Origin of the sequence: Amycolatopsis silviterrae, assembly GCF_042684085.1 — a bacterium.
GTDB lineage: Bacteria > Actinomycetota > Actinomycetes > Mycobacteriales > Pseudonocardiaceae > Amycolatopsis > Amycolatopsis silviterrae.
Genome location: NZ_JBHUKS010000003.1, coordinates 1 through 21,126 on the forward strand (window position 1 = coordinate 1; position 21,126 = coordinate 21,126).

The window sequence follows — 21,126 nt, forward strand, 5'->3', positions numbered from 1 at the left end:
TCACAGCAGACCTCGCCGCAATCCACCACCTCACCCCTTGACACACCATAGGAGCATCATTGGGTGCGCTCAGCGCAACCAATGCCACATTGGGGCGCTTGAAGCGGGCCCGGGTCAGCCGCGCTGGGTGCGGACTCCGAGCAGCACATCCTCCCAGGATGGCACGATCGGATGGTTCTTCTTGGCCTTCGTGCGCGGCTGTTCGGCGTCGTCGCCGTCGGACTCGCCCGGGACGCGCGGAATCTCGCGCGTGTCGTCGTCGCCCTCTTCGGGACCCTCGATGGCACGCGGCTCTTCGACGGCGTCGAGCGTCGGCTGCACCACCGAATCACGCGCTGGTGCCAGCGCGCGCACGGTGCGCGGGGCGACGTACGAGTTCGGGTTCAGCAGGACTTCGGCGTTCTCGTCGAGCGCGTGCACCGTTCCGCCGTGCGCGCCGGGCGAGAACGACCAGTGCGCGCGGTTGTCGGAGCGGCCGGCTTTCCAGCGCAGCACGACGACCCACTTGCCGTCGTCGCCGCGCCAGGCGTCCCAGGTGGCCTGGTTGTAGTCGTGCCCGCGGACGCCGAAGGCGTAGGCGATGACCTCGCCGAGCGTCTGGACGTCGGGCCCGTCCTCGCGGACCGGGTGCGCCGACTGCGCGAGTTCGGCGGTGCGGGACCGTTCGAGCAGCACCGGATAGGCGAAGCGCTCCACCCGCTGCGTCGAGACGCCCGCGCTGCTCGCGACCTGCTCGACGGACTCGCCCGCGCGGATTCGCGCCTGGATCTCGCGTGGCCGCATCTGGCTCTCCAACTCGATCTCGATCTGGCCCAGCCGGGCTATGTCCCCCCTCGCCGCCGCACGCAGTCTCTCGTCGGCCGGGAGCAGGAAGCGGGTACGGCTCGCCGGGTCCTCCAGCACGAGGGACTTCCCGTCCTCGTGCAGCCCGACCACCCGCAACGCCCGCATTTCTCGCCTCCCCGGTGTTCACCTTTGTGGGTGCCCACGTTAGAACGGCGCGTCGGCTTGACGTGCGAGGCGCGCCGACGCCTCACCCAACCGAACTCAATCCGACGACCCTTTCCGGGCTATTTTCTCCGGCACGGTTACCGGCCGCCTTCGTGACACGCCGACCACGGTGTGTCACGAACGAGTGGTCATCAACGCAAAACCGCCCCGCGAGCCGGGTGGCTGGCGGGGCGGTATGCGTGGTTTTGGCTCAGCCGAGCCGTTCCACGACGTATTCGATGCTCTGCGTGAGCTTCGTGACGTCGTCCGGGTCGATCGCCGGGAACAGGCCGACGCGCAATTGGTTGCGGCCCAGCTTCCGGTACGGCTCGGTGTCGACGATCCCGTTGGCGCGCAATGCCTTCGCGACCGCGGCGGCGTCCACCTCGTCGGCGAAGTCGACCGTGCCGACGACCTGCGAGCGCAGGTCCGGGTTCGTCACGAACGGCGTGGTGTAGGAGGTCTTCTCGGCCCATTCGTACAGCCGGGTCGAGGATTCCTTGGTGCGCGCGGTGGTCCAGGAGAGGCCGCCCTCGCCGTTCATCCACTCGATCTGCTCGGCGAGCAGGAAAAGCGTCGAGACGGCGGGGGTGTTGTAGGTCTGGTCCTTGCGCGAGTTGTCGAGCGCCGTGGTGAGCGACAGGAATTCGGGGATCCAGCGGTCGCCGCCGCCGATCTCGCCGATCCGCTCGATCGCGGCGGGCGAGGCGAGGGCGATCCACAGCCCGCCGTCGGACGCGAACGACTTCTGCGGCGCGAAGTAGTAGACGTCGAAGTCCTCGGCCTTGACCGGAAGGCCGCCGGCGCCGGACGTCGCGTCGATCGCGACCAGCGCGCCGTCACTGCCCTCGGGACGCTGAACCGGCACCGCGACGCCGGTCGAGGTCTCGTTGTGCGCCCAGCCGACGAGGTCCGCGCCCTGCTGGTAGGCGATCTCCGGCGCGCTGCCCGGGTCGGCCTTCACCACGATCGACTCGCCGAGGAACGGTGCCTTGTTCGTGACGGTCGCGAACTTCGAGGAGAACTCGCCGTAGGTGAAGTGCTGGGCGCGCTCGCGCACGAGGCCGAACGCGGCGGCGTCCCAGAACGCGGTCGTGCCGCCGTTGCCGAGGATGACCTCGTACCCGTCCGGAAGCGAGAACAGCTCGGACAGGCCGGCGCGCACGCGGCCGACGAGCGACTTGACCGGCTTCTGCCGGTGCGAGGTGCCGAGGTAAGTGGAGCCGGACCGGGCGAGGGCGGCGAGCTGCTCTTCGCGGACCTTCGAGGGTCCGCAGCCGAAGCGGCCGTCGGCCGGCTTGAGGTCTGCGGGGATCGTCAACTCAGCGTCGGTCATGTGCTTAGTCTCTCAGGTCGGGACAACGCAGGTAACGGCGGTTGGCGCGTGTCCGACATGTGGAATCGTGACGGAAACGCACGGTTACCGGCCGCGCTGGGGATGGTTTGCGCTCTTCGCGCTGACGGTGTTGGTGCACCCGTGGGACTCGAGTGCGCTGATCGGCCTTCCGGTCGGACTGGCGGCGACGGTGGTGCTGGTTTTCGTGCCGTGGCGGCGCGCGTGGTTCCGCCGTCGAGTGATCCCCGCTGCGCTGTTCGCACTTTCGGTGGCGTTCACCGCGTTCGTCGTCGTCGGGTTCTTCGTCGAGCCGCCGAACCCGGACGAGGTCGCCTCCGCCGTTTTCGCGCTCGTGCCCGCTGTCGCGTTCCTCGCCGGGTCGCTGTGGTGGTGGCGGCCGTGGGGCCGGGTGCGGCCGAAAGGATCAACGCGCGAGGTCCGCGTCGTGCTCGACGGGGATACCACCCAGTGGGACTACGGGCAGGAGCCGCCGAGCCTGCTGCGCCTCACGGTCCGTCCGCGCGGCTATCTGACGCTGCTCGACTGCCCGCCGGAGCAGGCCCGCGAACTCCGCCGGACCGGTCGGCTGCGGCTGGACGAGCCGGACGCCCGCGGCCGGGTCACGGTGGAGATCGGCGGGGTGGCGATGCCGGGGAGCTACACGACTGACCCGGCGGGACTGCCCGTTCGGAAGCGCTCGCTGCGAAGGCTGCGCTGGCAGGCCGCCGTCGCCGTGTCCGCCGCGGTGCTCGCGGTGGCGATCGCGGTGGGTGGCGTGGTCGCGGCGTTCTGGTTCCTCGGCGGCTCCGGCTGGCCGGTGCTGATTCCCGCGCTGGTCTGGGGCGGGGTCGCGGTGGCGTGGGCCGCGCAGACCCGGGAGACCTGGCGGTCGGGGCGGGGTTCGCTCAGTCCGGTTTGGGCGGCGCTGCCGGACCGAAACGTGTGGCCGGACGACTCGGTGACCGGCTGGCTCGTGCTCGAACCCGGCTGGCCAGGGCGGTTCGGCATCGAGCACTGCCCGCCGGAACTCGCGGCCGAGCTGATCGAGCACCGGCGGCTCTGGGTGTACGGCACGCCGCGGATCGGCGAGGTCCTGGTGGGCTTGCCGGGGCAGGACTTCTACGCGAAGGCGTGGCTGTCCCCGACCGGACGGCCGGCCGACCTCGACGCCGAAGCGGAGCCCAGCGTCGAGGTCGGTAGCTGACTCAGCGCCAGCCGGCCTCGTCCAGCCCGCCGGGAATCGGCGCGGCCGGGTCGTACGGGGTGCGGCTGAAGATGAACGTCGCGAGGTTCAGGTGGTTCGCCGTACCGTCCGCGTCGCGGCCGACGGTGAGCGTTTCGCCCGCGTAGTACCCGTCGAGGCCGATCCAGGTGTCTGGCCCCTCGGGACGGAACCGCGACGCGCGCCCGGCGCCGACGGCCGGGTTCAGCGAGATCAGGCCGTCGCCCTGCACGCGCAGGAAGTACGGCGACGGGCCCCAGTGCCACAGCCCGGTCAGCGCGAGCAGCTCCGGGTCCACAGTGGACGGGAACCACTCGTCGGGCAGCGCGGGTTCGAGGTCGTCGGCGGTGGTGAGCAGGTCGAGGCAGAGCTGGGTGATGCCGACGCCTCCGGTGGAGTTCGCGAGGCACAGCGCGCCGGTGCCGCTGCGCGGGTCGACCAGGGTCGCGGCGAGGAAACCGGGCATCGAGCCGGTGTGCCCGGCCAGGTGCCTGCCCTGGTAGCGCACGACCATCAGGCCGAGGCCGAACCCGGTCGACCACACCTCGGTGTCGTCGACGGTGTTCATCGTCCGCATCTCGTCGACGGTGTCGGCGGACAGCACGTCGCCGGTGTGGCCGCCGAGGAACGACGTCCAGCGGCCGAGGTCGGTGATCGTGGACCAGAGCTGGCCGGCCGGGGCCATCGCGCCGGCGTCCGGCCACTTCTCGGGCAGGAGCACGTCGGCGAACGGGTGCACGGCGAATCCTTCGGCGTGCGCGCCTTCCGGGTGCGGGGTCGTGCGGTTCATGCCCAGCGGGGTAAGGATTTCGTCGCGCACGACGTCGAACCACGGCCGCTCGCGGTGCCGGGCGACCAGCTCGCCGAGGACGCCGTAGCCGACATTCGAGTAGTGGAATTTGAAGCCGGGACGCAGCTTCGTCGCGCCCTTCTCCAGGCTCGCGACGAGCGCCGCCCAGTCCGCGCCGGGCGCGCGCTCCCACCACTGGCCGGGCGATTCCGACGTGAGGCCCGAGGTGTGCGACAGCAGCTGCGCGACGGTGACCGAGCCGAACGCGGTGCCCGGGAGGTGCCGTTCCAGCGGGTCGGTGAGGTCGAGTTTGCCCTCGTCGCGCAGCCGCATGACCGCGGTCGCGATCATCGTCTTGGTGATCGACCCCAGCCGATACTGCGTGTTGTCGTCCGGGCGCTGGTCGCCGACGCGGCCGCGGGCTCCGGACCAGACGACTTCGCCGCCGCGCACCACGGCAGCGAGCAGGGACGGGGCGCGGCTGACGGACTGCTCGTGTGCGAGCCGTCGGTACAGGGCGAGTTCGGTGGTGTCGAGCATGGCCGTCATTCTGCCCGGGCAGCTCAGCCCGGGCAGCGGCGGTCGGCGTGGCCGTCAGCGGGCGAGCCGGAGTGCTTCGTCGATCATCTCGGCGGTCGGGGCGGTCGCCGGTCCGCGCTTGGTCACGGCGAGTGCCGCGGCCACATTCGCGCGCCGGGCGGCCGTCGTCAGGTCGTTTCCTCGAGCCAGCGCCGCGGCGAGCACACCGCCGTGTGCGTCGCCGGCGCCGTTGGTGTCGACGGCGGTGACCGGATAGGCGGGCACGTTCGTGACCGAGCCCGGCGACTCCGCGGGCACGACCCAGCAGCCGGTGCCGCCGGTGCGCACGATCGCGGCGCGGCCGCGCACCCGTTCCGCCAGCGCGAGCGCGGCGGATGCGGGATCTTCGACGCCGGTGAGGAGGCGAGCTTCCCGAGCGTTCCCGGTGACGATGTCCGTGCGCGCCAGCACCGCGGCGACGGTGTCCGGATCGAGGTCGCGGATGAGCGGAGACGGGTCGAACAGCACGCGGACCGTGTCGGGGAGAGCCGCCAGCCAGCCCGGCAGCGCCTGCGCGTTGGCGCGGTGGGCGAGGCTGTATCCCGAGACGTAGACCAGATCGGCGGGCCGCACGGCGATCCGGTCGAGATCGTCGCGGGTCAGGTGGCCTTCCGCTCCGGCCGAGGTGACGAAAGTGCGTTCCGCGGCCGCGTCGACCATCGCGACGCAGTAGCCGCTGTCGGCCTCGGCCAGTCCGGGCTGCACGACCTCGAACCCGGACGAGGCCAGCGCCGACCGCACGACGTCGCCGAACGGGCCGGTGCCGTACTGCCCGCCGAAGACCACCGGCAGCCCGTCCCGGTGCGCGGCGATCATCGTGTTGTAGCCGCCGCCCGCGGTGAGAGAGCTGGAGGAAGCGACGACGTCGCCGCCGGGTTCCGGGATCGCGTCGACGGTCAGGACGAGGTCGACGATGACGTTTCCGGTGAAGACGAGACGGGGTTCAGCCACGGGTCTGCTCCGCGTCGGCCAGCGCGGGAGCGCGCAGCTCGCCGCGGGCGCCGCCGAGCGCGAGATATCCCGCTGCTCCCACGGCGAAGGCGACGATCCAGGCGATCCCGCTCTGCCCCGCGGCGAGCAGCACGTAGCCGCAAACCGTTGCCGCGAGCCAGGAACCGGCCGCCCGCCACTCGATGCCGCCGGTGTACCAGTAGCGACCGCCGCGGCCCATGTCCAGCAACGCGTCCGCGTCGTACCAACGGCGCTTGAGCATGTCCGCCAGGAACACCGCGAGCCACGCGGTGATCGGGATGGCCAGCAACGAGATGAAGCTGATGAACGGTCCGTAGAACGAGTCCGCGATCAGCATGAAGTAGATCGACCCGAGGAAGGTGACGACCACGTCGACCGCCACCGCCCACACGCGCGGGATGCGCACGCCGAGAGTGAGGGTCGTCAGCCCCGCCGAGTAAACCGACAGGTGGTTCGACAGCAGCAGCCCGCCGAACGCGGCGATCAGGTACGGCACGGCCATCCACGACGGCAGCAGGTCCCGGATGGCGGCCACTGGGTCGCCCGCGGTCGCCAGTGCCTTGTCGCCCGCGCTCAGCAGCGCGCCGAGGCCGATGAGGATGACGAGCGGGATGCCCGCGCCCGCCGCGCTCGCCGCGACCAGATGCGCGGTTTTGGCGCTGGTTTTCTGGTAGCGCGCCATGTCCGCGCCCGCGTTCGCCCAGCCGATCCCGGTTCCCGCGGCCATTGTGCCGATGCCGACGAGAACCGCGCCGAACGAGCCGCCGGGGATCGCGGTGACCGCGGACCAGTCGACGGTGGCGATCAGCGCGACCGCCACGACGATGTTGAGCGCCCCGAAGATCCACGTGGCCCATTTCTGGATGACGAGGATCGCGGCGTGCCCGAGCCCGGACACCAGCAGCGTGCAGATCTCGAAGATCGCGATGGCGGCCAGCGCCAGCAACGGCACCGTCTTGCTGTCCGCGGAACTCCCGAACAGCAAGGAGAACAACGACAGCAGCACGAACGCCCCGGTCGTCGTGTTCACCGTTTCCCAGCCCAGCCGGGAGAGCAGTGACACGAACGTCGGGCCCGCGTTGCCGCGCGGGCCGAAGACCGCACGCGAGAGCGTCATGCTCGGCGCACCGCCGCGGCGTCCGGCGGTGGAGATCACCCCGACCACGGCGAACGAGCCCGCCGCGCCGATCACCGCGACGACCAGCGCCTGCCAGATGTCCAGGCCCTGTATCGCGACCAGTGTCGCGCCGAGCGGCAGCCCGAGAATGGAGATGTTCGCGGCGAACCACACCCAGAACAGCTGGAGCGGGCTTCCGTTCCGCTGGTTCTCGGGTACCGGTTCGATGCCGCGTTGTTCGACGGCGGAAAGAGTGCGCATCGGGATTCCCAACATCGTCGGTGGTTCGGGGGAGGGTCAGGCGCGCAGCGCGAGCAGTTCGCGGGCGATGCGGGCGAGGTCGAGGTCGTTCGCCTCGTGCAGGACGACGCGTTCCCGGTCCGGCCACACCGCCGTGCCGTGCGTCGCGCCGAGAACCGCGCCGGCCATCGCGGCGACCGTGTCGGTGTCTCCGCCCAGCCCGGCCGCGACGCACAGCGCGTCCCAGGGATCCTCGGCCGTCGCGGCGAGCGCGAAGGCGGCGACGACGGATTCCTGCGCCGCCACCGAAGTGCCGATCACTTCGGCGACCGCGTCGGCGCGGCGGGAGGCCGGAAGCGTTTGGAGGTAAGGGATTGCCCAGCGCAGTCTCGGGCCGATCCCGCCGCCTGCCGCCCAATGTCCCCGGCGGGCTCCTTCGTCGGCCGCGGCGATCGCGATCTCCACTGCTCCGGCCAGGTCGGCGCCGTCGACACCGGCACTCACCGCGGCGCCCACCGCGGCGGCACTCGCGATGCCGAGCGAGGTGTTGTGCGTGGCGACGCTGGTCGCCTCGACCGCGTCGACGAATTTCGGCACCGAGCGGGTCGAGCGCACGATGCCGAGCGGAGTGATCCGCATCGCCGCGCCGTTCGTCGTGCCGTAGCGGCCAGCTTCCTCGGCGGGGAGACCGTCGGACAGCCTGCGCAGCGCGGATTTGGTGCTGGGGCCGAGAAGGTCGAGCGATCCGCGTTCGGCCATGGCGGCTTCCCAGCCGAGGAGCCGCTCGGCGAACGCGGTCACGTCGACCTGTCCGGAGCCCTCGATCAGCAGTTCGGCGAGCAGGACGGCCTGTTCGGTGTCGTCGGTGACCGACCCGGCGGGCATGCCCGCGGCGATCTTCTGCCGGGGACCGGCGGCGAGGAATCCTCGGATCGGCCCGTAGTCCTCCTGGATCTGCTGCCGGGACATCGACTGGGTCGGCATTCCGAGCGCGTCGCCGAACGCGAGGCCCTCCAACGCGCCGAGCGCGCGATCGGCCGCGCTCACCTGGCGCCGCCGAAGGCCGTGTGGAGCCGGAACCGTTTCGGGTCGAGCCAGCTCGTGACCTTTTCGGCGAACCGGCCTTCCGCGTCCAAGGAGATCCGCACCGCGTGCAGGAACGCCTCGTCCGGGCGTCTGCCGAGCAGTTCGGCGTCGGCGGGTTCGAGCGGGGCCACCGCGATCCACTGTTCGCCGCGGGCCGGGGTCAGGCCCGCCTCGGCCATCGTCGCGGTCAGTGAGTCGCCGACCAGGCCCTCGACCGGCACGTCGGCGATCCGGCCGACTGCGGGGACGCGGCTGCGCTCCAGCGAGACCGCGGTGCCGTCGGCGAGCCTGCGGACCCGGTCCAGCGCGAGGAATTCCATGCCCGCCGACGACACCGACGCGGCGAGTTCGGGGTCGACGACGAGTTGCGCCCGCACGATCTCGGCCTGCACCGCCGCGCCGATGACCGCGAAGGCGTGGCCCCAGCTCGATTCCGCCCCGAGCGGCTGTCCGTCGAAGGTCACGAACGAGCCGACCCCGGTCTGGGTGTCGATCAGGTCTTCCTCGGCGAGTGAGCCGAGCGCGCGCCGGATCGTGCCCCTGCTGACCCCGAACCGCTGCGCCAGCTCGTTCTCCCCGGGCAGCAGCGCGCCGTTGCCGTACGTGCCGGCGAGGATTTGCGACCGCAGTTCCCCGGCGATTTCCTGGCGCTTCAGCGCCCCGCGCCGCGGCTGGTCCGGGCTCTCATGCTCCACCATAGTGGCGGACGGTACCTGTACCGTACCTGTACTGTCCAGGGTCTAGCGGTCGAGCAGCTGCCGGTCCAGCGCCGTCGTCACCGCCGCGGTGCGGTCGGAAACGCCGAGCTTCGAGAACACCCGCAGCAGGTGCGTTTTCACCGTCGCCTCGCCGATGTGCAGCTCGCGGCCGATTTCGGCGTTGGTGTGCCCCTTCGCGACCAGCCGCAGCACCTCGACCTCGCGCGCGGACAGCGGCGACACCGGTTCCGGGTTCCGCATCCGGTGCATGAGCTTGCCCGCGACCGACGGTGCCAGCACGGTCTCCCCGCGATGCGCGGCCCGGATCGCGCCGGCCAATTCGGTGCGCGACGCGTCTTTCAGCAGATAGCCCGACGCGCCCGCCTCGACCGCGCGCAGGATGTCCGCGTCGGTCTCGTACGTGGTGAGCACGACGATCCGGCGCGCGGGCGTCTCCTTCAGGATCGCGTGGATCGCGCCGACGCCGTCGAGGCCCGGCATACGCAGGTCCATCAGGACGACGTCGGGCTGTTTCACGCGGTCGAGCGCCACCGCCTCGTCGCCGGAACCGGCCTCGCCGACCACGGTGAGATCGTCCTCGGCTTCGAGCATGCCGCGCAGCCCTTCGCGCACCACGGGATGGTCGTCGACGAGCATGATCGTGATCACGCGGGCACCTCCAGTTCCAGTTCGGTGCCGCCGTTCTCGCCGGTCCGCACTTCCAGCGTGCCGCCTACCTGTTCGGCCCGCGAACGCATGCCGCGCAATCCGAATCCGGCTCCGTCGGCGTCCGGGGCGAAGCCGCACCCGTTGTCCTCCACCCGCAACCGTATCGCTCCGTCCACAGCGGACAGTCGCACACGGACGAAGGTCGCGCCCGAGTGCTTGCGCACGTTCGACAGCGCTTCTTGCGCCGCGCGCAGCAGCACCACTTCGACCGCGGTGGGCAGCGTCGGCAGATCGTCCACTTCGTACTCGACGGGGACGCCGATTTCCTCCGAGAGCCGTTCCGCCTGTCGCCGCACGGCTTCCGGCAACGAGCCAGTGGCCAAATCGGACGGTGCGAGCGCGGCGACCATCGCGCGGGCTTCGGCGAGGTTCTCGCGCGCGGTGCGCCCGGCGAGCGCGAGATGCTTGCGCACTGTGGACAGATCAGTGTCCAGTTCGGACTCGATCGCCTGGGTCAGGGTGATGATGCTGGTGAACCCCTGCGCGAGCGTGTCGTGGATTTCGCGGGCCAGCCGTTCGCGCTCGGCCGCGGTGCCCGCTTCCCGCGACAGCCGGGCGACCTCGGCCTGGCTGGACTCCAGTTCGCGGATCAGCTCGGCGCGGGCGCGGCTCTGCTGCAGGACGTCGCTGGTGAACTTCCCGGCCAGCACGCTGAAGACGATGAGGATCGCGGTCATCGGCAGCAGAACCGACAGCAACTGGTTGTCCCAGCCGCCGTTCAGCACCGCGGAGACGGGTTCGAGCAGGATCAGCAGCGTCGTCGCGGCGACCGCGGGCCGCAGCTCCAGCAGCATGAACAGCAGCGGGCAGGCGAGAAACAGCACGAAGCTCGCCGCGGTGGTCGCGAGAATGGCGGTGGCGGTCAACGCGATCAGCGCCACCGCCGCGACGACGCGGGCGGTCCCGTTGTCCTCGCCGTGCACGACGCGCCGTCCCACGGCCAGGTATCCGGCGGCGATCGCGCCCAGCGCTGCTTCGGACACGATCTTCGTCGCCGCTGAACCGTCGTTGACGAGCACCAGGACGGCGGTCGCCACGTAGGCGACCGCGAACAGCACTTCCCAGGACCAGTACGACCGCTCCCACGCGTCGGCCTGGTTCACTTCGCTTCGTTCGTCCACCGGAACGTCACCCTCGCGAGCACCAGGCCCACCACGCACCACACCGCCAGCACCAGCGCCACCTTCGGAAGTTCCCATGCCCCCGCCATTTCCTGGGTCGCGGCCTCCGGCGGAAGGAACACCGAGCGGAAGCCCTGGCAGATCCATTTCAGCGGGAAGAACGACGCGACGTCGACCATGATCCTCGGCAGATTCGTGATCGGCGTGACGAACACCCCGGAAATGAACTGCAGCACCAAGTACACCAGCTGCACCAGTGCCACGGTGCCGTTCGCGGTGCGGGTCACCGAGCTGATCGCGATGCCCAGCAGCGTCGAGGAGACGATCCCGAGCAGCAGCACCCAGACCAGGGTCAGCCACTTCGCCGGGTCGGACGGCAGCTCGAGGCGGAAGAGCAGCATCGCCACCGCGGCCATCAGGACGGTCTGCGACACGCTGGTCACCGCGACCATCACCATCTTGCCGACGAAATAGGAGGCCGCGGGCATCGGCGTGCCGCGCAATCGTTTCAGCGCACCGATTTCGCGGTCCGCGGCGAGGCCGATGCCGACGCTGTTGAACGACGTCGACACGATGCCCGCGCCGATCATCCCGGCGGCGAGCAGCTGTCCGGACGACACCCCGGTCTGCCCGGTCGGGCCGTCGAGGATGGAGCCGAGCAGGATCATCAGCACCGCGGGCAGCGAGAAGGTGAACACCACCTGCTCGCGGTTGCGGAAGAACTGCCGCAGCTCGAGCGCGCCGCGGGCGAGGCCGAGGCTGAACGTCCCCGGCAAGGCCATGGTCGTGGTCACGGTTTTTCCCCGATCAGGTCGAGATAGATGTCTTCCAGGCTGGGCCGCGTCACGGTAAGGCCGGCGAGTTCCCCGCGCTCGGCGGCGAGTTGTGAGACGAGCTTCGTCGGGAACTGCGTGCGTTCCTCGTGACTGCCGCGGTCGTCCTGCCAGCGCACGACGGCCTCGGCGCGTTCGCGGCCGCCGAGCGTCGCTGGCGTCCCCTCCGCGACGACCGAACCGCGCGCGAGCACCGCAAGCCGATCGGCCAGCGCCTCGACTTCGTCCAGGTAATGCGTGGTCAGCAGGATCGTGGTGCCCTCGTGGGCGAGCCCGTCGATGAGCGCCCAGAACTGCCGCCGCGCCTCCGGGTCGAATCCGGTGGTGGGCTCGTCGAGGAACAGCAGCTCCGGACGGCCGATGATGCCGAGCGCGACGTCCACGCGCCGGCGTTGCCCGCCGGACAGCGACTTCACCCGCGCGCCCGCCTTCGCGGTGAGGCCGACCTGGTCGATCACCTCTTCTGGATCCCGCGGATTCGGGTAGTACTTCGCGAAGTGCCGCACGGTCTCCGCGACGGTCAGCTCCGCCGCGTCGGTGGCCGTTTGCAGCACGATGCCGAGGCGGGCGCGCCACGCGCGTCCCGCGGTACCCGGGTCCTCGCCGAGGACAGTGGCTTCCCCCGCCGTCCGCTGCCGGTGCCCCTCCAGGATCTCGACGGTGGTCGTCTTGCCCGCGCCGTTGGGCCCGAGCAGGGCGAACACCTCGCCGTCGGGGATGTCGAGATCGATCCCGGCCACGGCGAGGTGGCCCGGGTACTCCTTGCGCAGTCCGCGCACTCGCACTGCTGTGCTCATGGGTTGAGCGTGCGCCTCTCGGGCCGGTCGGCGGGACGTCCGGATGACGGAAACCGGCTGTCCGTCGAACGGTGGACACGCTGGTTTCCCGTGGAACCACGGGGCTCGCTGTTGACAAGTTGTCTAACATGACAAGATGTCTCACAAGCAGGTGACTGCCAGCGACGGAGTCCGCCTTTCGGTCCGGGTGAGCGGCAACCCGGACGGGCCCACGGTCGTGCTCGTGCACGGGTATCCGGACAACAGCTCGATGTGGGACGGCGTCGCCGAGGAGCTGCGCCGCGAGCACCGCGTGGTCGTCTACGACGTGCGCGGCGCGGGAGAATCCGACAAGCCGCGGCCGCGCCGGGCGTACCGGCTGGACCAGCTTGCCGACGACCTCGCCGCGGTGGTCGACGAGGTGCAGCCGCTGCGCAAGGTCCACCTCGTCGCGCACGACTGGGGTTCGATCCAGGCCTGGCACGCGGTCACCGGCGACCGGCTGCGTGGCCGGATCGCTTCGTACACCTCGCTTTCCGGGCCCAGCCTCGATCACGCCGGCGCTTGGTTCCGCGCGCAGCTGACCCGGCCGACGCCGCGTCGTCTCGGGCACGCGTTGCGGCAGTTCCTGCACTCGTACTACATCGTCGCGTTCCAGGTGCCGTTGATCCCGGAACTGTTGTGGCGCACCGGAATCATGCGCACGATGATCCGGAAGCTGGAGCCTGCCGAGTCGTCGCCGAAAACGGCCGACGGCGTGCACGGGCTGAAGCTGTACCGGGCGAACATGGGGCCGCGGCTTTCCCGGCCGCGCCCGCGTCCGGCGGAAATCCCGGTGCAGGTGCTCGCGCCGACCGGCGATTCGTACGTCACCACGCCGCTGCAGACCGAGGTCGAACGCTGGGTGCCGGACCTGCACGTCCGGCGGGTGGTCGGGTCGCACTGGATCACCCGGACGAAGCCTGCGGTGGTTGCTGCCGCGGCGGCTGAGCTGATCGCGTCGGTGGAAACCGGTGAGGAAACGCGGGCGCTGCGGCGGGCGCGGGTCGACGGCGGCCGGGGTCGCTTCGCGCACCATCTCGTGGTCGTGACCGGCGCGGGCAGCGGCATCGGGCGGGAGACCGCGCTGGCGTTCGCCGCTGAGGGAGCGGACGTGGTCGTCAGCGACATCAACGGCGATTCTGCCGCGGAAACCGCGAAACTGGTGCGGGAACGCGGGGTCGACGCCGGTGAGTACACAGTGGACTCTTCGGACGGCGATGCGGTCGCTCGGTTCGCCGCGCAGGTGCGAGACGAGTTCGGGGTGCCGGACATCGTGGTAAACAACGCCGGGATCGGCATGTCCGGCCCGTTCCTCGACACGACGATCGAGGACTGGGAGAAGGTCGTGGACGTCAACCTGTGGGGCGTGATCCACGGGTGCCGCGCGTTCGCGCCGATGATGAAGGAACGCGCCGAGGGCGGGCAGATCGTGAATCTCGCGTCTGCCGCGGCGTATCTGCCGTCGAAGATTCTCACCGCCTACGGCACCACGAAAGCGGCTGTGCTCGCATTGAGCAATGGCTTGCGGGCAGAGTTGGCTTCCGAGGGCATCGGCGTTACCGCGGTGTGCCCGGGGCTGGTGAACACGAACATCACTAAGACGACCAAGTTCGTCGGCGTGGACCAGGTCGAGGAGAAGCGACGGCAGAAGGAATCGTCGAAGCTTTACGCGCGGCGCAATTTCGGTCCGGAACGAGTGGCGCGGGACATTCTGCGCGCGGTGGAGAAGAACGTCGCGATCCAACCGTCCACTCCGGAAGCGAAGGTCGCGTTGGTCCTTTCGCGACTGACACCGGGTTTGCTGCGCGCGGCGGCGAAGCTGGACGTCACGCCGTGAGCCGTCCACGCCGGATGACCGCACAGGCCCGGCGGGACGATCTCATCGCGGCCGCGCTGGATCTGTTCGGCAGCCGGGCCCCGGAATTGGTCACGGTGGACGACATCGTGGCCCGCGCCGAAGTGTCGCGGCCATTGTTCTACCGGTATTTCCCGAGCCTGCGGGAATTGCAAATGCAGGCGTTGCGGACAGTTACCGACGGTCTGGTCGACCGGCTCGCGACGCTGGAGGAAGGCCCGCCGGAAGAACGGCTGCGCGCGGCGGTGCGCGGGCTCGTCGACGTCGCCGCGCATTACCGCGAGGGCTACGTCGCGTTACTGCGGACCGGTTCAGTGATCGCTACTTCGGAGACGGACGCGGCGATCGACGAGGTCCGCAACCGTGCTGTCGAACTGATCCTGGAAGCGCTGGCGATTCCTGAGCCGTCCCCGCTGGTGCTGCTGACCCTGCGCTGCTGGACGGCAGTGGTCGAGGGAGCTTTGCTGTCGTGGCTGCAGGAAGGCACCGTGCCGAGGGAAACGCTGGACGGCTGGCTGGTCGATCAGCTCACCGCGATGCTCGCCGCCACCGATACGCACCTAGCCGCAAAGCCGTGAAGGACTCCTTGAGGGAATCTGATTCCCTCAAGGAGTCCTTCACGGACAAGCAGGTCAGGCCTGGGAAATGGCGTCCCAGCCGTCGACCTCGGAAGGCGTGCGCGGGCCGGGGCCGACGTACTTCGCCGACGGGCGGACCAGGCGGCCGGTCTGCTTCTGCTCCAGGATGTGCGCCGCCCAGCCGGCGGTGCGCGCGGACGAGAACATCGCGGGCATCATGTGCGGCGGCACCTTCGCGAAGTCCAGGATCACCGCGGCCCAGAACTCGACGTTCGTTTCGATCGGGTGGTCCGGACGGCGTTCGCGCAGCTCGGCCAGCGCGGCCTGCTCCAGCGCGGCGGCCACCTCGTAGCGTTCGGCGCCCAGTTCCTTGCAGGTGCGGCGCAGCACGCGGGCGCGCGGGTCCTCCGCGCGGTACACGCGGTGGCCGAAGCCCATCAGCCGCTCCTTGCGGTCGAGGATGCCCTTGACCAGCGCGCGGGCGTCACCCGAACGCTCGACCTCCTCGATCATCGGCAGCACGCGCGCCGGGGCCCCGCCGTGCAGCGGGCCGGACATCGCGCCGATCGCGCCGGACAGCGACGCCGCGACGTCCGCCCCGGTGGAGGCGATGACGCGCGCGGTGAAGGTGGAGGCGTTGAGGCCGTGCTCGGCGGCGGAAACCCAGTACGCGTCGACCGCCTTGACGTGCGCCGGGTCCGGCTCGCCGCGCCAGCGGATCATGAACCGCTCGGTGATCGACTTCGCCTCGTCGACCCGCGACTGCGGCACCGCGGGCTGGCCGATGCCGCGCGCGGACTGCGCGACGTAGGACAGCGCCATCACCGAAGCACGGGCGAGCTGGTCGCGCGCCTCCTCGTCGGTGATGTCGAGCAGCGGGCGGTATCCCCAGATCGGGGCGAGCATGGCGAGCGCGGCCTGGACGTCGACCCGGACGTCACCGGTGTGCACCGGAAGCGGGAACGGCTCGGCGGGCGGCAGCCCGTGCCCGAACCGGCCGTCGACCAGGAGTCCCCATACGTCACCGAAGGTCACCTTCCCGGCGAGATCCTCGATGTCGACGCCGCGATAGCGCAGTGCGCCGCCGTCCCGGTCGGGTTCGGCGATTTCGGTCCGAAACGCGACGATGCCCTCAAGGCCAGGCCGGAACCCGTCGTCGGCTTCGTTGGTCTTGCTGATCGTGGAGGTAGTCACTCTTCGCGAACCCTTTCGATGCGCATTCCCCGGCTGTGTTGTGCACGCGCGGACGGGATACACGCTGGCTCCTTGCGCGCCTCATCGCACGGTGGGACAAACCATGCTCCCTTTGCCCGGCTGGGGCAACGGAAGATGTGGTGGTTTCGGTCACGATTACGAGAACGATTCAGTCCAGGTGGGGCCGGGACGCCACTTTCTTCCGTTCGGTGACGTGACCGCAGACTGGTACCCCGGTGGACGGGAGGTGAATCCCGGCTTGCGGAGGGAGCTGAGCGAGGGGTCAGTGTCACGCTCGGTAATCGAACCGGCACGGCTCCGTGAATGTCGTGAGAGCGAAGTTCGCCCGAAAGGTATTCAGTGCCGCCGGCTCGAAAAGTAAACACCGTGTATCCGAATCGGGCGCACCCCGTACTCCGGTGGTAAGACCTTGGCTATGCACTTGAGCCCGCAGGAACGCGACAAATTGCTGGTGCACGTCGCGGCGGACGTTGCTCGCAAACGGCTCGAGCGCGGTGTCCGGCTCAATCACCCCGAAGCCGTCGCACTGATCACCGACTATGTCCTCGAAGGCGCTCGCGACGGGCGCACGGTCACTGAACTCGCCGCGGGCGGGCGTTCGGTGCTTTCTCGTGCGCAGGTGCTTTCCGGAGTGCCCGAAATGGTGGATTCCGTCCAGGTGGAGGCCACTTTTCCGGATGGTACGAAGCTCGTCACCGTGCACGATCCGATTGCGTGAGGAGGAATCCGTGCGGCCAGGCGAGATCATTCCCGGTGCCGAATCGGTCCCGCTGAATCCGGGGCGGGCCCGGGTGCGGTTGCGGGTGCGCAATCTCGGCGACCGGCCGGTGCAGGTCGGTTCGCATTATCACTTCGCGGCGGTCAATCCCGGCCTGGAGTTCGACCGCGAAGCCGCCCGCGGGCACCGGCTTGACGTGCCGGCCGGGACCTCGGTGCGGTTCGAGCCGGGCATCGATCGCGAGGTGGACCTCGTGCCGCTCAGCGGAAACCGGCGGGTGCCGGGGCTGCGCGCGGAATACGCCGGGGAGTTCTGATGCCGGAAATCGACCGCGCCCGCTACGCCGAGCTGTTCGGCCCGACGGCCGGCGACCGGATCCGGCTCGCGGACACCGATCTGCTGATCGAGGTGACCGAGGACCGGTCCATGGGGCCTGGCGGCAGCGGTGACGAGGTGCTCTTCGGCGGCGGCAAGGTGATTCGCGAGTCGATGGGCCAGGGGATGGCCACCCGCGCCGAGGGGGCGCCCGATCTGGTGATCACCGGTGCGGTGATTCTTGACCACTGGGGAGTGGTGAAGGCCGACGTCGGCGTTCGCGACGGGCGCGTTGTCGGGATCGGCAAGGCGGGTAATCCGGACACGATGGACGGGGTCGACCCGGCGCTGGTGATCGGGCCGTCCACGGAAGTGCTGGCGGGAAACGGGAAGATCCTCACCGCTGGTGGCATCGACTGTCACGTGCACTTCGTCTGCCCGCAGCTGGTGGACACCGCGCTCGCGGCCGGACTGACCACTTTGGTCGGTGGCGGGACTGGGCCGAACGAGGGAACCAAGGCGACGACGGTGACTCCCGGGGCCTGGAATCTGGGCCGGATGCTGTCCGCAATGGACAGTCAGCCAGTGAACGTGCTGCTGCTGGGCAAGGGGAATACCGTCCGCCACGATGCGTTGCGGGAGCAGCTGGCGGCCGGCGCGGGCGGGTTCAAGCTGCATGAGGACTGGGGTTCGACCCCGGCTGCGATCGACGCTTGCCTTACTGTCGCGGACGAATCCGGTGTACAGGTCGCGATTCATACGGACACGCTCAATGAGGCTGGCTTCCTGGAGTCCACTGTGGAGGCGATTGGCGGCCGGTCGATCAACGCCTACCACACCGAAGGAGCGGGCGGCGGGCACGCGCCGGACATCATCGAGGTCTCCGGGATGGCGAATTTCCTTCCCTCCTCGACGAATCCGACCCGGCCGCATACGGTCAACACCCTCGACGAGCATCTTGACATGCTCATGGTGTGCCACCACCTGAATCCGTCGGTGCCCGAGGATCTGGCGTTCGCGGAAAGCCGGATCCGGCCGAGCACGATCGCCGCCGAGGACGTGCTGCACGACCTCGGCGCGATCTCGATGATGAGTTCCGATTCGCAGGCGATGGGGCGGATCGGCGAGGTGATCATCCGGACCTGGCAGACCGCGCATGTGATGAAAAGCCGCCGTGGCGCGCTTCCCGGCGACGGGCCCGCGGACAATCTGCGCGCTCGCCGTTACGTCGCGAAGTACACGATCAACCCGGCGATCGCGCATGGAATGGACGCGGAGATCGGCTCGGTCGAAATCGGCAAGCTCGCTGATTTAGTGCTGTGGGAACCGAAGTTCTTCGGTGTCCGCCCGCATGTGGTGCTGAAGGGCGGGTTCCCGGCGTGGGCGGCGATGGGGGACGCGAACGCTTCGATCCCGACGCCGCAACCGGTGCTCGCGCGGCCGATGTTCGGTGCCGCGCCCGCGGTGGCGGCTGCGTCCAGTCTGCATTTCGTGGCCCCGGAAGCGCTGGATTCCGGGCTGTCCGAACGGTTTCGCATTAGTCGGCCGCTGGTGCCGGTGGCGAACACCCGTCGCCGGACTAAGGCGGACATGGTGCTGAACGACGCGACACCGGAGGTACGGGTGGATCCGGACAGTTTCGCGGTACGTGTGGACGGAGAGCTGATCGAACCGCATCCGGTGGCCGAATTGCCCATGGCGCAACGGTATTTCCTGTTCTGATGGACCCGGTCGCGCTCATTCTCGCGGACTCCCGCTTCCCTGGCGGCGGGCACGTGCATTCCGGCGGGCTCGAAGAGATAGCGGCACGTGGCCTCGTACGGTCCGAACGCGACTTGCCGGGATTCCTCTTTGGACGGTTGTGCACGGCGGGCTTCCTCGCTGCGGCCTTCGCAGCTGCCTCGGCGCACGCCGCTGCTCGGGGTGTCGAGAGTGGACATTGGCGTCGGCTCGATCAGGAACTCGACGCTCGTACGCCATCGCTCGCGCAACGGGAAGCGTCGCGAGCGCAAGGCCGGGGTACGGCCCGGGCTGGGCGGGTGGCGTGGCCGTCGCCAGTGCTGTCGCAGCTGCTCGGCGAGACTCCGCGTCCGCATCATCCGATCGTCAGCGGGGCTCTTGTCGGCATCGGCGGCGGCAGCCCGTTCGACGCGGCGATGGCAGTCGCCTACCTCGCGGTGAGCGGTCCGGCCAGCGCGGCGGTACGGCTGCTCGGGCTGGATCCGTTCGCGGTGAACGCCGTGGTCATGCGGCTCGCCGGGCCGTTGCGCGAGGTAAGCGACCGGGCGGCCGAGACCGCCGGTGCCGATCCGGTCGATTTGCCAGCTCCAGCGTCGCCGGCGCTGGATTTGTTCGCCGAGGAACACGCTCGGCATCACCAGGAAGAGGTGCGTCTCTTTGCCAGCTGAACACGGTCACGGGCATTTCCACGCGGTCAACTTCGACCCGACCGCCACCGAACCGGACCACTACGACGCCGCGCCGACCGCCGGGCGGGCGTACCGGATCGGCATCGGCGGCCCGGTCGGCAGCGGCAAAACCGCGCTCACCGCCGCGTTGTGCCGCGCGCTGGGCAACGAGCTGAACCTCGCCGTGGTCACCAACGACATCTACACCACCGAGGACGCCGACTTCCTGCGCCGGGCGGGCGTCCTCGACCCGGAACGGATCGAGGCGGTGCAGACCGGAGCCTGCCCGCACACCGCGATCCGCGACGACATCACCGCGAACCTCGACGCGGTGGAGCGGCTGGAGGAGAAGTTCCCCGGCCTGGAGCTGGTGATCGTGGAAAGCGGCGGCGACAACCTGACCGCGGTGTTCAGCCGCGGGCTGGCCGACAGCCAGATCTTCGTGGTCGACGTCGCGGGCGGGGACAAGGTGCCGCGCAAGGGCGGCCCCGGCGTGACGACCGCTGACCTGCTGGTGATCAACAAAACGGACCTCGCCCCGCTGGTCGGCGCCGACCTGACCGTGATGACCTCGGACGCGCACCGGATGCGCGGCGAACTGCCGGTGCTCGCGCAGTCGCTAGTGGACACTCCGGACGCCCCGGGCGTGGCGGACTGGGTGCGTTCGCTGGTGCCGGTCCGGCAGGGGTGAAGGCGCACGCGCGCCTGGTCGCGGCCTTCGACGGCGGACGGACGGCGCTGCGGGAGCTGAAATCGATGGCCCCGCTCACGCTCGTCCCGCGTCGCCGAAGCGGCCTCGGCGCGATGGTGCACCTGGTCAACTCCGCGACCGCCCCGCTCGGCGGAGACGAGCTGCGGCTCGAGATCCGGGTCGAGGCGGGCGCGGAGCTGAAGCTGTCCGGGGTCGCGGCGACGCTCGCGTTGCCTGGCCTGCGCGGCGGGCCGAGTTTGTCCACTGTGGAGGTCACCGTCGAGGACGGCGGTTCGTGCGAGTACCTGCCGGAGCCGACTGTCGTCACCGCCCGGGCGGACCACGTCGCCGTGCTGCGCGCCGACCTGGCGTCGACCGCCCGGTTCCGTACCCGGGAAGTGCTCGTCCTCGGCCGCGAAGGTGAACGGCCTGGTCAGCTGTCCTCGACAGTGCACGTGACCTGCGGTGGAGTCCCCGCGCTCCGGCAAACGCAGACCGTCGGCGACGCCGCCCTGGACGCGAGCCTCGCAGTGCTGGCCGGACATCGCGTGCTGGTGACCGACGTCGAGTTCGGCGGACCGCCCGGACCTGCGGAATCAGGCCCGTGGTGGTCGCGGACGCCGCTGGCCGCGGGCGGGATGCTGACCACCGCATTGGCCCCGGACGTCGTGACCGCCACAGCTCTGGATCGATCATGGACCAGCAGGTGAACAGCGGATTGCGGCCCGATGGCGGTCCGGGCGTGGCAGGAGTCACCGTTCGGTGGGTTTCGCCGGGACCGGCGACCCAATACCGTCGGCGGATAGCCGTGATTC

Annotated in this window: 21 protein-coding genes; 9 read left to right on the forward strand and 12 right to left on the reverse strand. The window is 70.0% G+C overall.

Annotated features, from left to right (window positions below; genetic code table 11):
* Positions 1-114: 114 nt before the first annotated feature.
* Together sepH and serC are read right to left on the reverse strand one after the other, a co-directional pair.
* Complete coding sequence (gene sepH / locus ACFSVL_RS01655) at positions 115-951, reverse strand: septation protein SepH (RefSeq protein WP_378299693.1); 837 nt, start codon at positions 949-951, stop codon at positions 115-117.
* 250 nt (positions 952-1,201) lie between these two features.
* On the reverse strand, positions 1,202-2,326 hold the full coding sequence (gene serC, locus ACFSVL_RS01660) for a phosphoserine transaminase (RefSeq protein ID WP_378299694.1): 1,125 nt from the start codon (positions 2,324-2,326) through the stop codon (positions 1,202-1,204).
* A gap of 67 nt (positions 2,327-2,393) precedes the next feature.
* Here serC and ACFSVL_RS01665 point away from each other — a divergent pair, with 67 nt between their 5' ends.
* Entirely contained in the window at positions 2,394-3,530 is a 1,137-nt protein-coding gene (locus ACFSVL_RS01665) for a hypothetical protein (RefSeq protein WP_378299696.1), read from the forward strand.
* Between the two features lies 1 nt (position 3,531).
* On the opposite strand, the gene ACFSVL_RS01670 is transcribed toward ACFSVL_RS01665, so the two are convergent.
* From ACFSVL_RS01670 to ACFSVL_RS01710, 9 genes are read right to left on the reverse strand one after another with little or no spacing between them, the layout of a single operon-like run.
* Entirely contained in the window at positions 3,532-4,878 is a 1,347-nt protein-coding gene (locus ACFSVL_RS01670) for a serine hydrolase domain-containing protein (RefSeq protein ID WP_378299698.1), read from the reverse strand.
* A gap of 54 nt (positions 4,879-4,932) precedes the next feature.
* Complete coding sequence (locus tag ACFSVL_RS01675; RefSeq protein ID WP_378299700.1) at positions 4,933-5,868, reverse strand: PfkB family carbohydrate kinase; 936 nt, start codon at positions 5,866-5,868, stop codon at positions 4,933-4,935.
* Complete coding sequence (locus tag ACFSVL_RS01680; protein WP_378299702.1) at positions 5,861-7,267, reverse strand: purine-cytosine permease family protein; 1,407 nt, start codon at positions 7,265-7,267, stop codon at positions 5,861-5,863. The genes ACFSVL_RS01675 and ACFSVL_RS01680 overlap by 8 nt, the downstream gene beginning before the upstream one ends.
* Positions 7,268-7,303: 36 nt before the next feature.
* Positions 7,304-8,293, reverse strand: a complete 990-nt coding sequence (locus tag ACFSVL_RS01685) for an ADP-ribosylglycohydrolase family protein (RefSeq protein WP_378299704.1) — start codon at positions 8,291-8,293, stop codon at positions 7,304-7,306.
* Complete coding sequence (locus ACFSVL_RS01690; protein WP_378299705.1) at positions 8,290-9,030, reverse strand: GntR family transcriptional regulator; 741 nt, start codon at positions 9,028-9,030, stop codon at positions 8,290-8,292. Before ACFSVL_RS01690 ends, ACFSVL_RS01685 begins: the two co-directional genes overlap by 4 nt.
* Positions 9,031-9,072: 42 nt before the next feature.
* Positions 9,073-9,699, reverse strand: a complete 627-nt coding sequence (locus tag ACFSVL_RS01695; protein ID WP_378299707.1) for a response regulator — start codon at positions 9,697-9,699, stop codon at positions 9,073-9,075.
* Entirely contained in the window at positions 9,696-10,880 is a 1,185-nt protein-coding gene (locus tag ACFSVL_RS01700; protein ID WP_378299709.1) for a sensor histidine kinase, read from the reverse strand. Before ACFSVL_RS01700 ends, ACFSVL_RS01695 begins: the two co-directional genes overlap by 4 nt.
* Entirely contained in the window at positions 10,859-11,674 is an 816-nt protein-coding gene (locus tag ACFSVL_RS01705) for an ABC transporter permease (RefSeq protein ID WP_378299711.1), read from the reverse strand. Before ACFSVL_RS01705 ends, ACFSVL_RS01700 begins: the two co-directional genes overlap by 22 nt.
* Positions 11,671-12,510, reverse strand: a complete 840-nt coding sequence (locus tag ACFSVL_RS01710) for an ABC transporter ATP-binding protein (protein ID WP_378299713.1) — start codon at positions 12,508-12,510, stop codon at positions 11,671-11,673. Before ACFSVL_RS01710 ends, ACFSVL_RS01705 begins: the two co-directional genes overlap by 4 nt.
* Before the next feature lie 151 nt (positions 12,511-12,661).
* Between ACFSVL_RS01710 and ACFSVL_RS01715 the strand changes: the two genes are divergently transcribed.
* Positions 12,662-14,368, forward strand: coding sequence for an SDR family oxidoreductase (locus tag ACFSVL_RS01715; protein ID WP_378300370.1), 1,707 nt, complete (start codon positions 12,662-12,664; stop codon positions 14,366-14,368).
* Between the two features lie 14 nt (positions 14,369-14,382).
* A complete protein-coding gene (locus tag ACFSVL_RS01720; protein ID WP_378300372.1) occupies positions 14,383-14,964 on the forward strand; it encodes a TetR/AcrR family transcriptional regulator in 582 nt (193 codons plus the stop codon).
* A 54-nt stretch (positions 14,965-15,018) separates the two neighbouring features.
* Here the strand turns inward: ACFSVL_RS01720 and ACFSVL_RS01725 are convergent, their stop codons facing one another.
* Entirely contained in the window at positions 15,019-16,158 is a 1,140-nt protein-coding gene (locus ACFSVL_RS01725) for a citrate synthase 2 (protein ID WP_378299715.1), read from the reverse strand.
* A gap of 436 nt (positions 16,159-16,594) precedes the next feature.
* On the opposite strand from ACFSVL_RS01725, the gene ACFSVL_RS01730 reads away from it, so the two are divergent.
* The 6 genes from ACFSVL_RS01730 to ACFSVL_RS01755 are packed head-to-tail and all read left to right on the forward strand — an operon-like array spanning position 16,595 to position 21,021.
* On the forward strand, positions 16,595-16,897 hold the full coding sequence (locus tag ACFSVL_RS01730; protein WP_378299717.1) for an urease subunit gamma: 303 nt from the start codon (positions 16,595-16,597) through the stop codon (positions 16,895-16,897).
* Positions 16,898-16,907: 10 nt separating this feature from the next.
* A complete protein-coding gene (locus tag ACFSVL_RS01735; RefSeq protein WP_378299719.1) occupies positions 16,908-17,213 on the forward strand; it encodes an urease subunit beta in 306 nt (101 codons plus the stop codon).
* Positions 17,213-18,934, forward strand: a complete 1,722-nt coding sequence (locus ACFSVL_RS01740; protein WP_378299721.1) for an urease subunit alpha — start codon at positions 17,213-17,215, stop codon at positions 18,932-18,934. Before ACFSVL_RS01735 ends, ACFSVL_RS01740 begins: the two co-directional genes overlap by 1 nt.
* Positions 18,934-19,620 (forward strand): urease accessory protein UreF, encoded by a 687-nt coding sequence (locus tag ACFSVL_RS01745; RefSeq protein ID WP_378299723.1) that lies wholly within the window; start codon positions 18,934-18,936, stop codon positions 19,618-19,620. The genes ACFSVL_RS01740 and ACFSVL_RS01745 overlap by 1 nt, the downstream gene beginning before the upstream one ends.
* Positions 19,610-20,311 (forward strand): urease accessory protein UreG, encoded by a 702-nt coding sequence (ureG, locus tag ACFSVL_RS01750; RefSeq protein ID WP_378299725.1) that lies wholly within the window; start codon positions 19,610-19,612, stop codon positions 20,309-20,311. The genes ACFSVL_RS01745 and ureG overlap by 11 nt, the downstream gene beginning before the upstream one ends.
* A complete protein-coding gene (locus tag ACFSVL_RS01755; protein ID WP_378299727.1) occupies positions 20,308-21,021 on the forward strand; it encodes an urease accessory protein UreD in 714 nt (237 codons plus the stop codon). Before ureG ends, ACFSVL_RS01755 begins: the two co-directional genes overlap by 4 nt.
* The last annotated feature ends 105 nt before the right edge of the window (positions 21,022-21,126 follow it).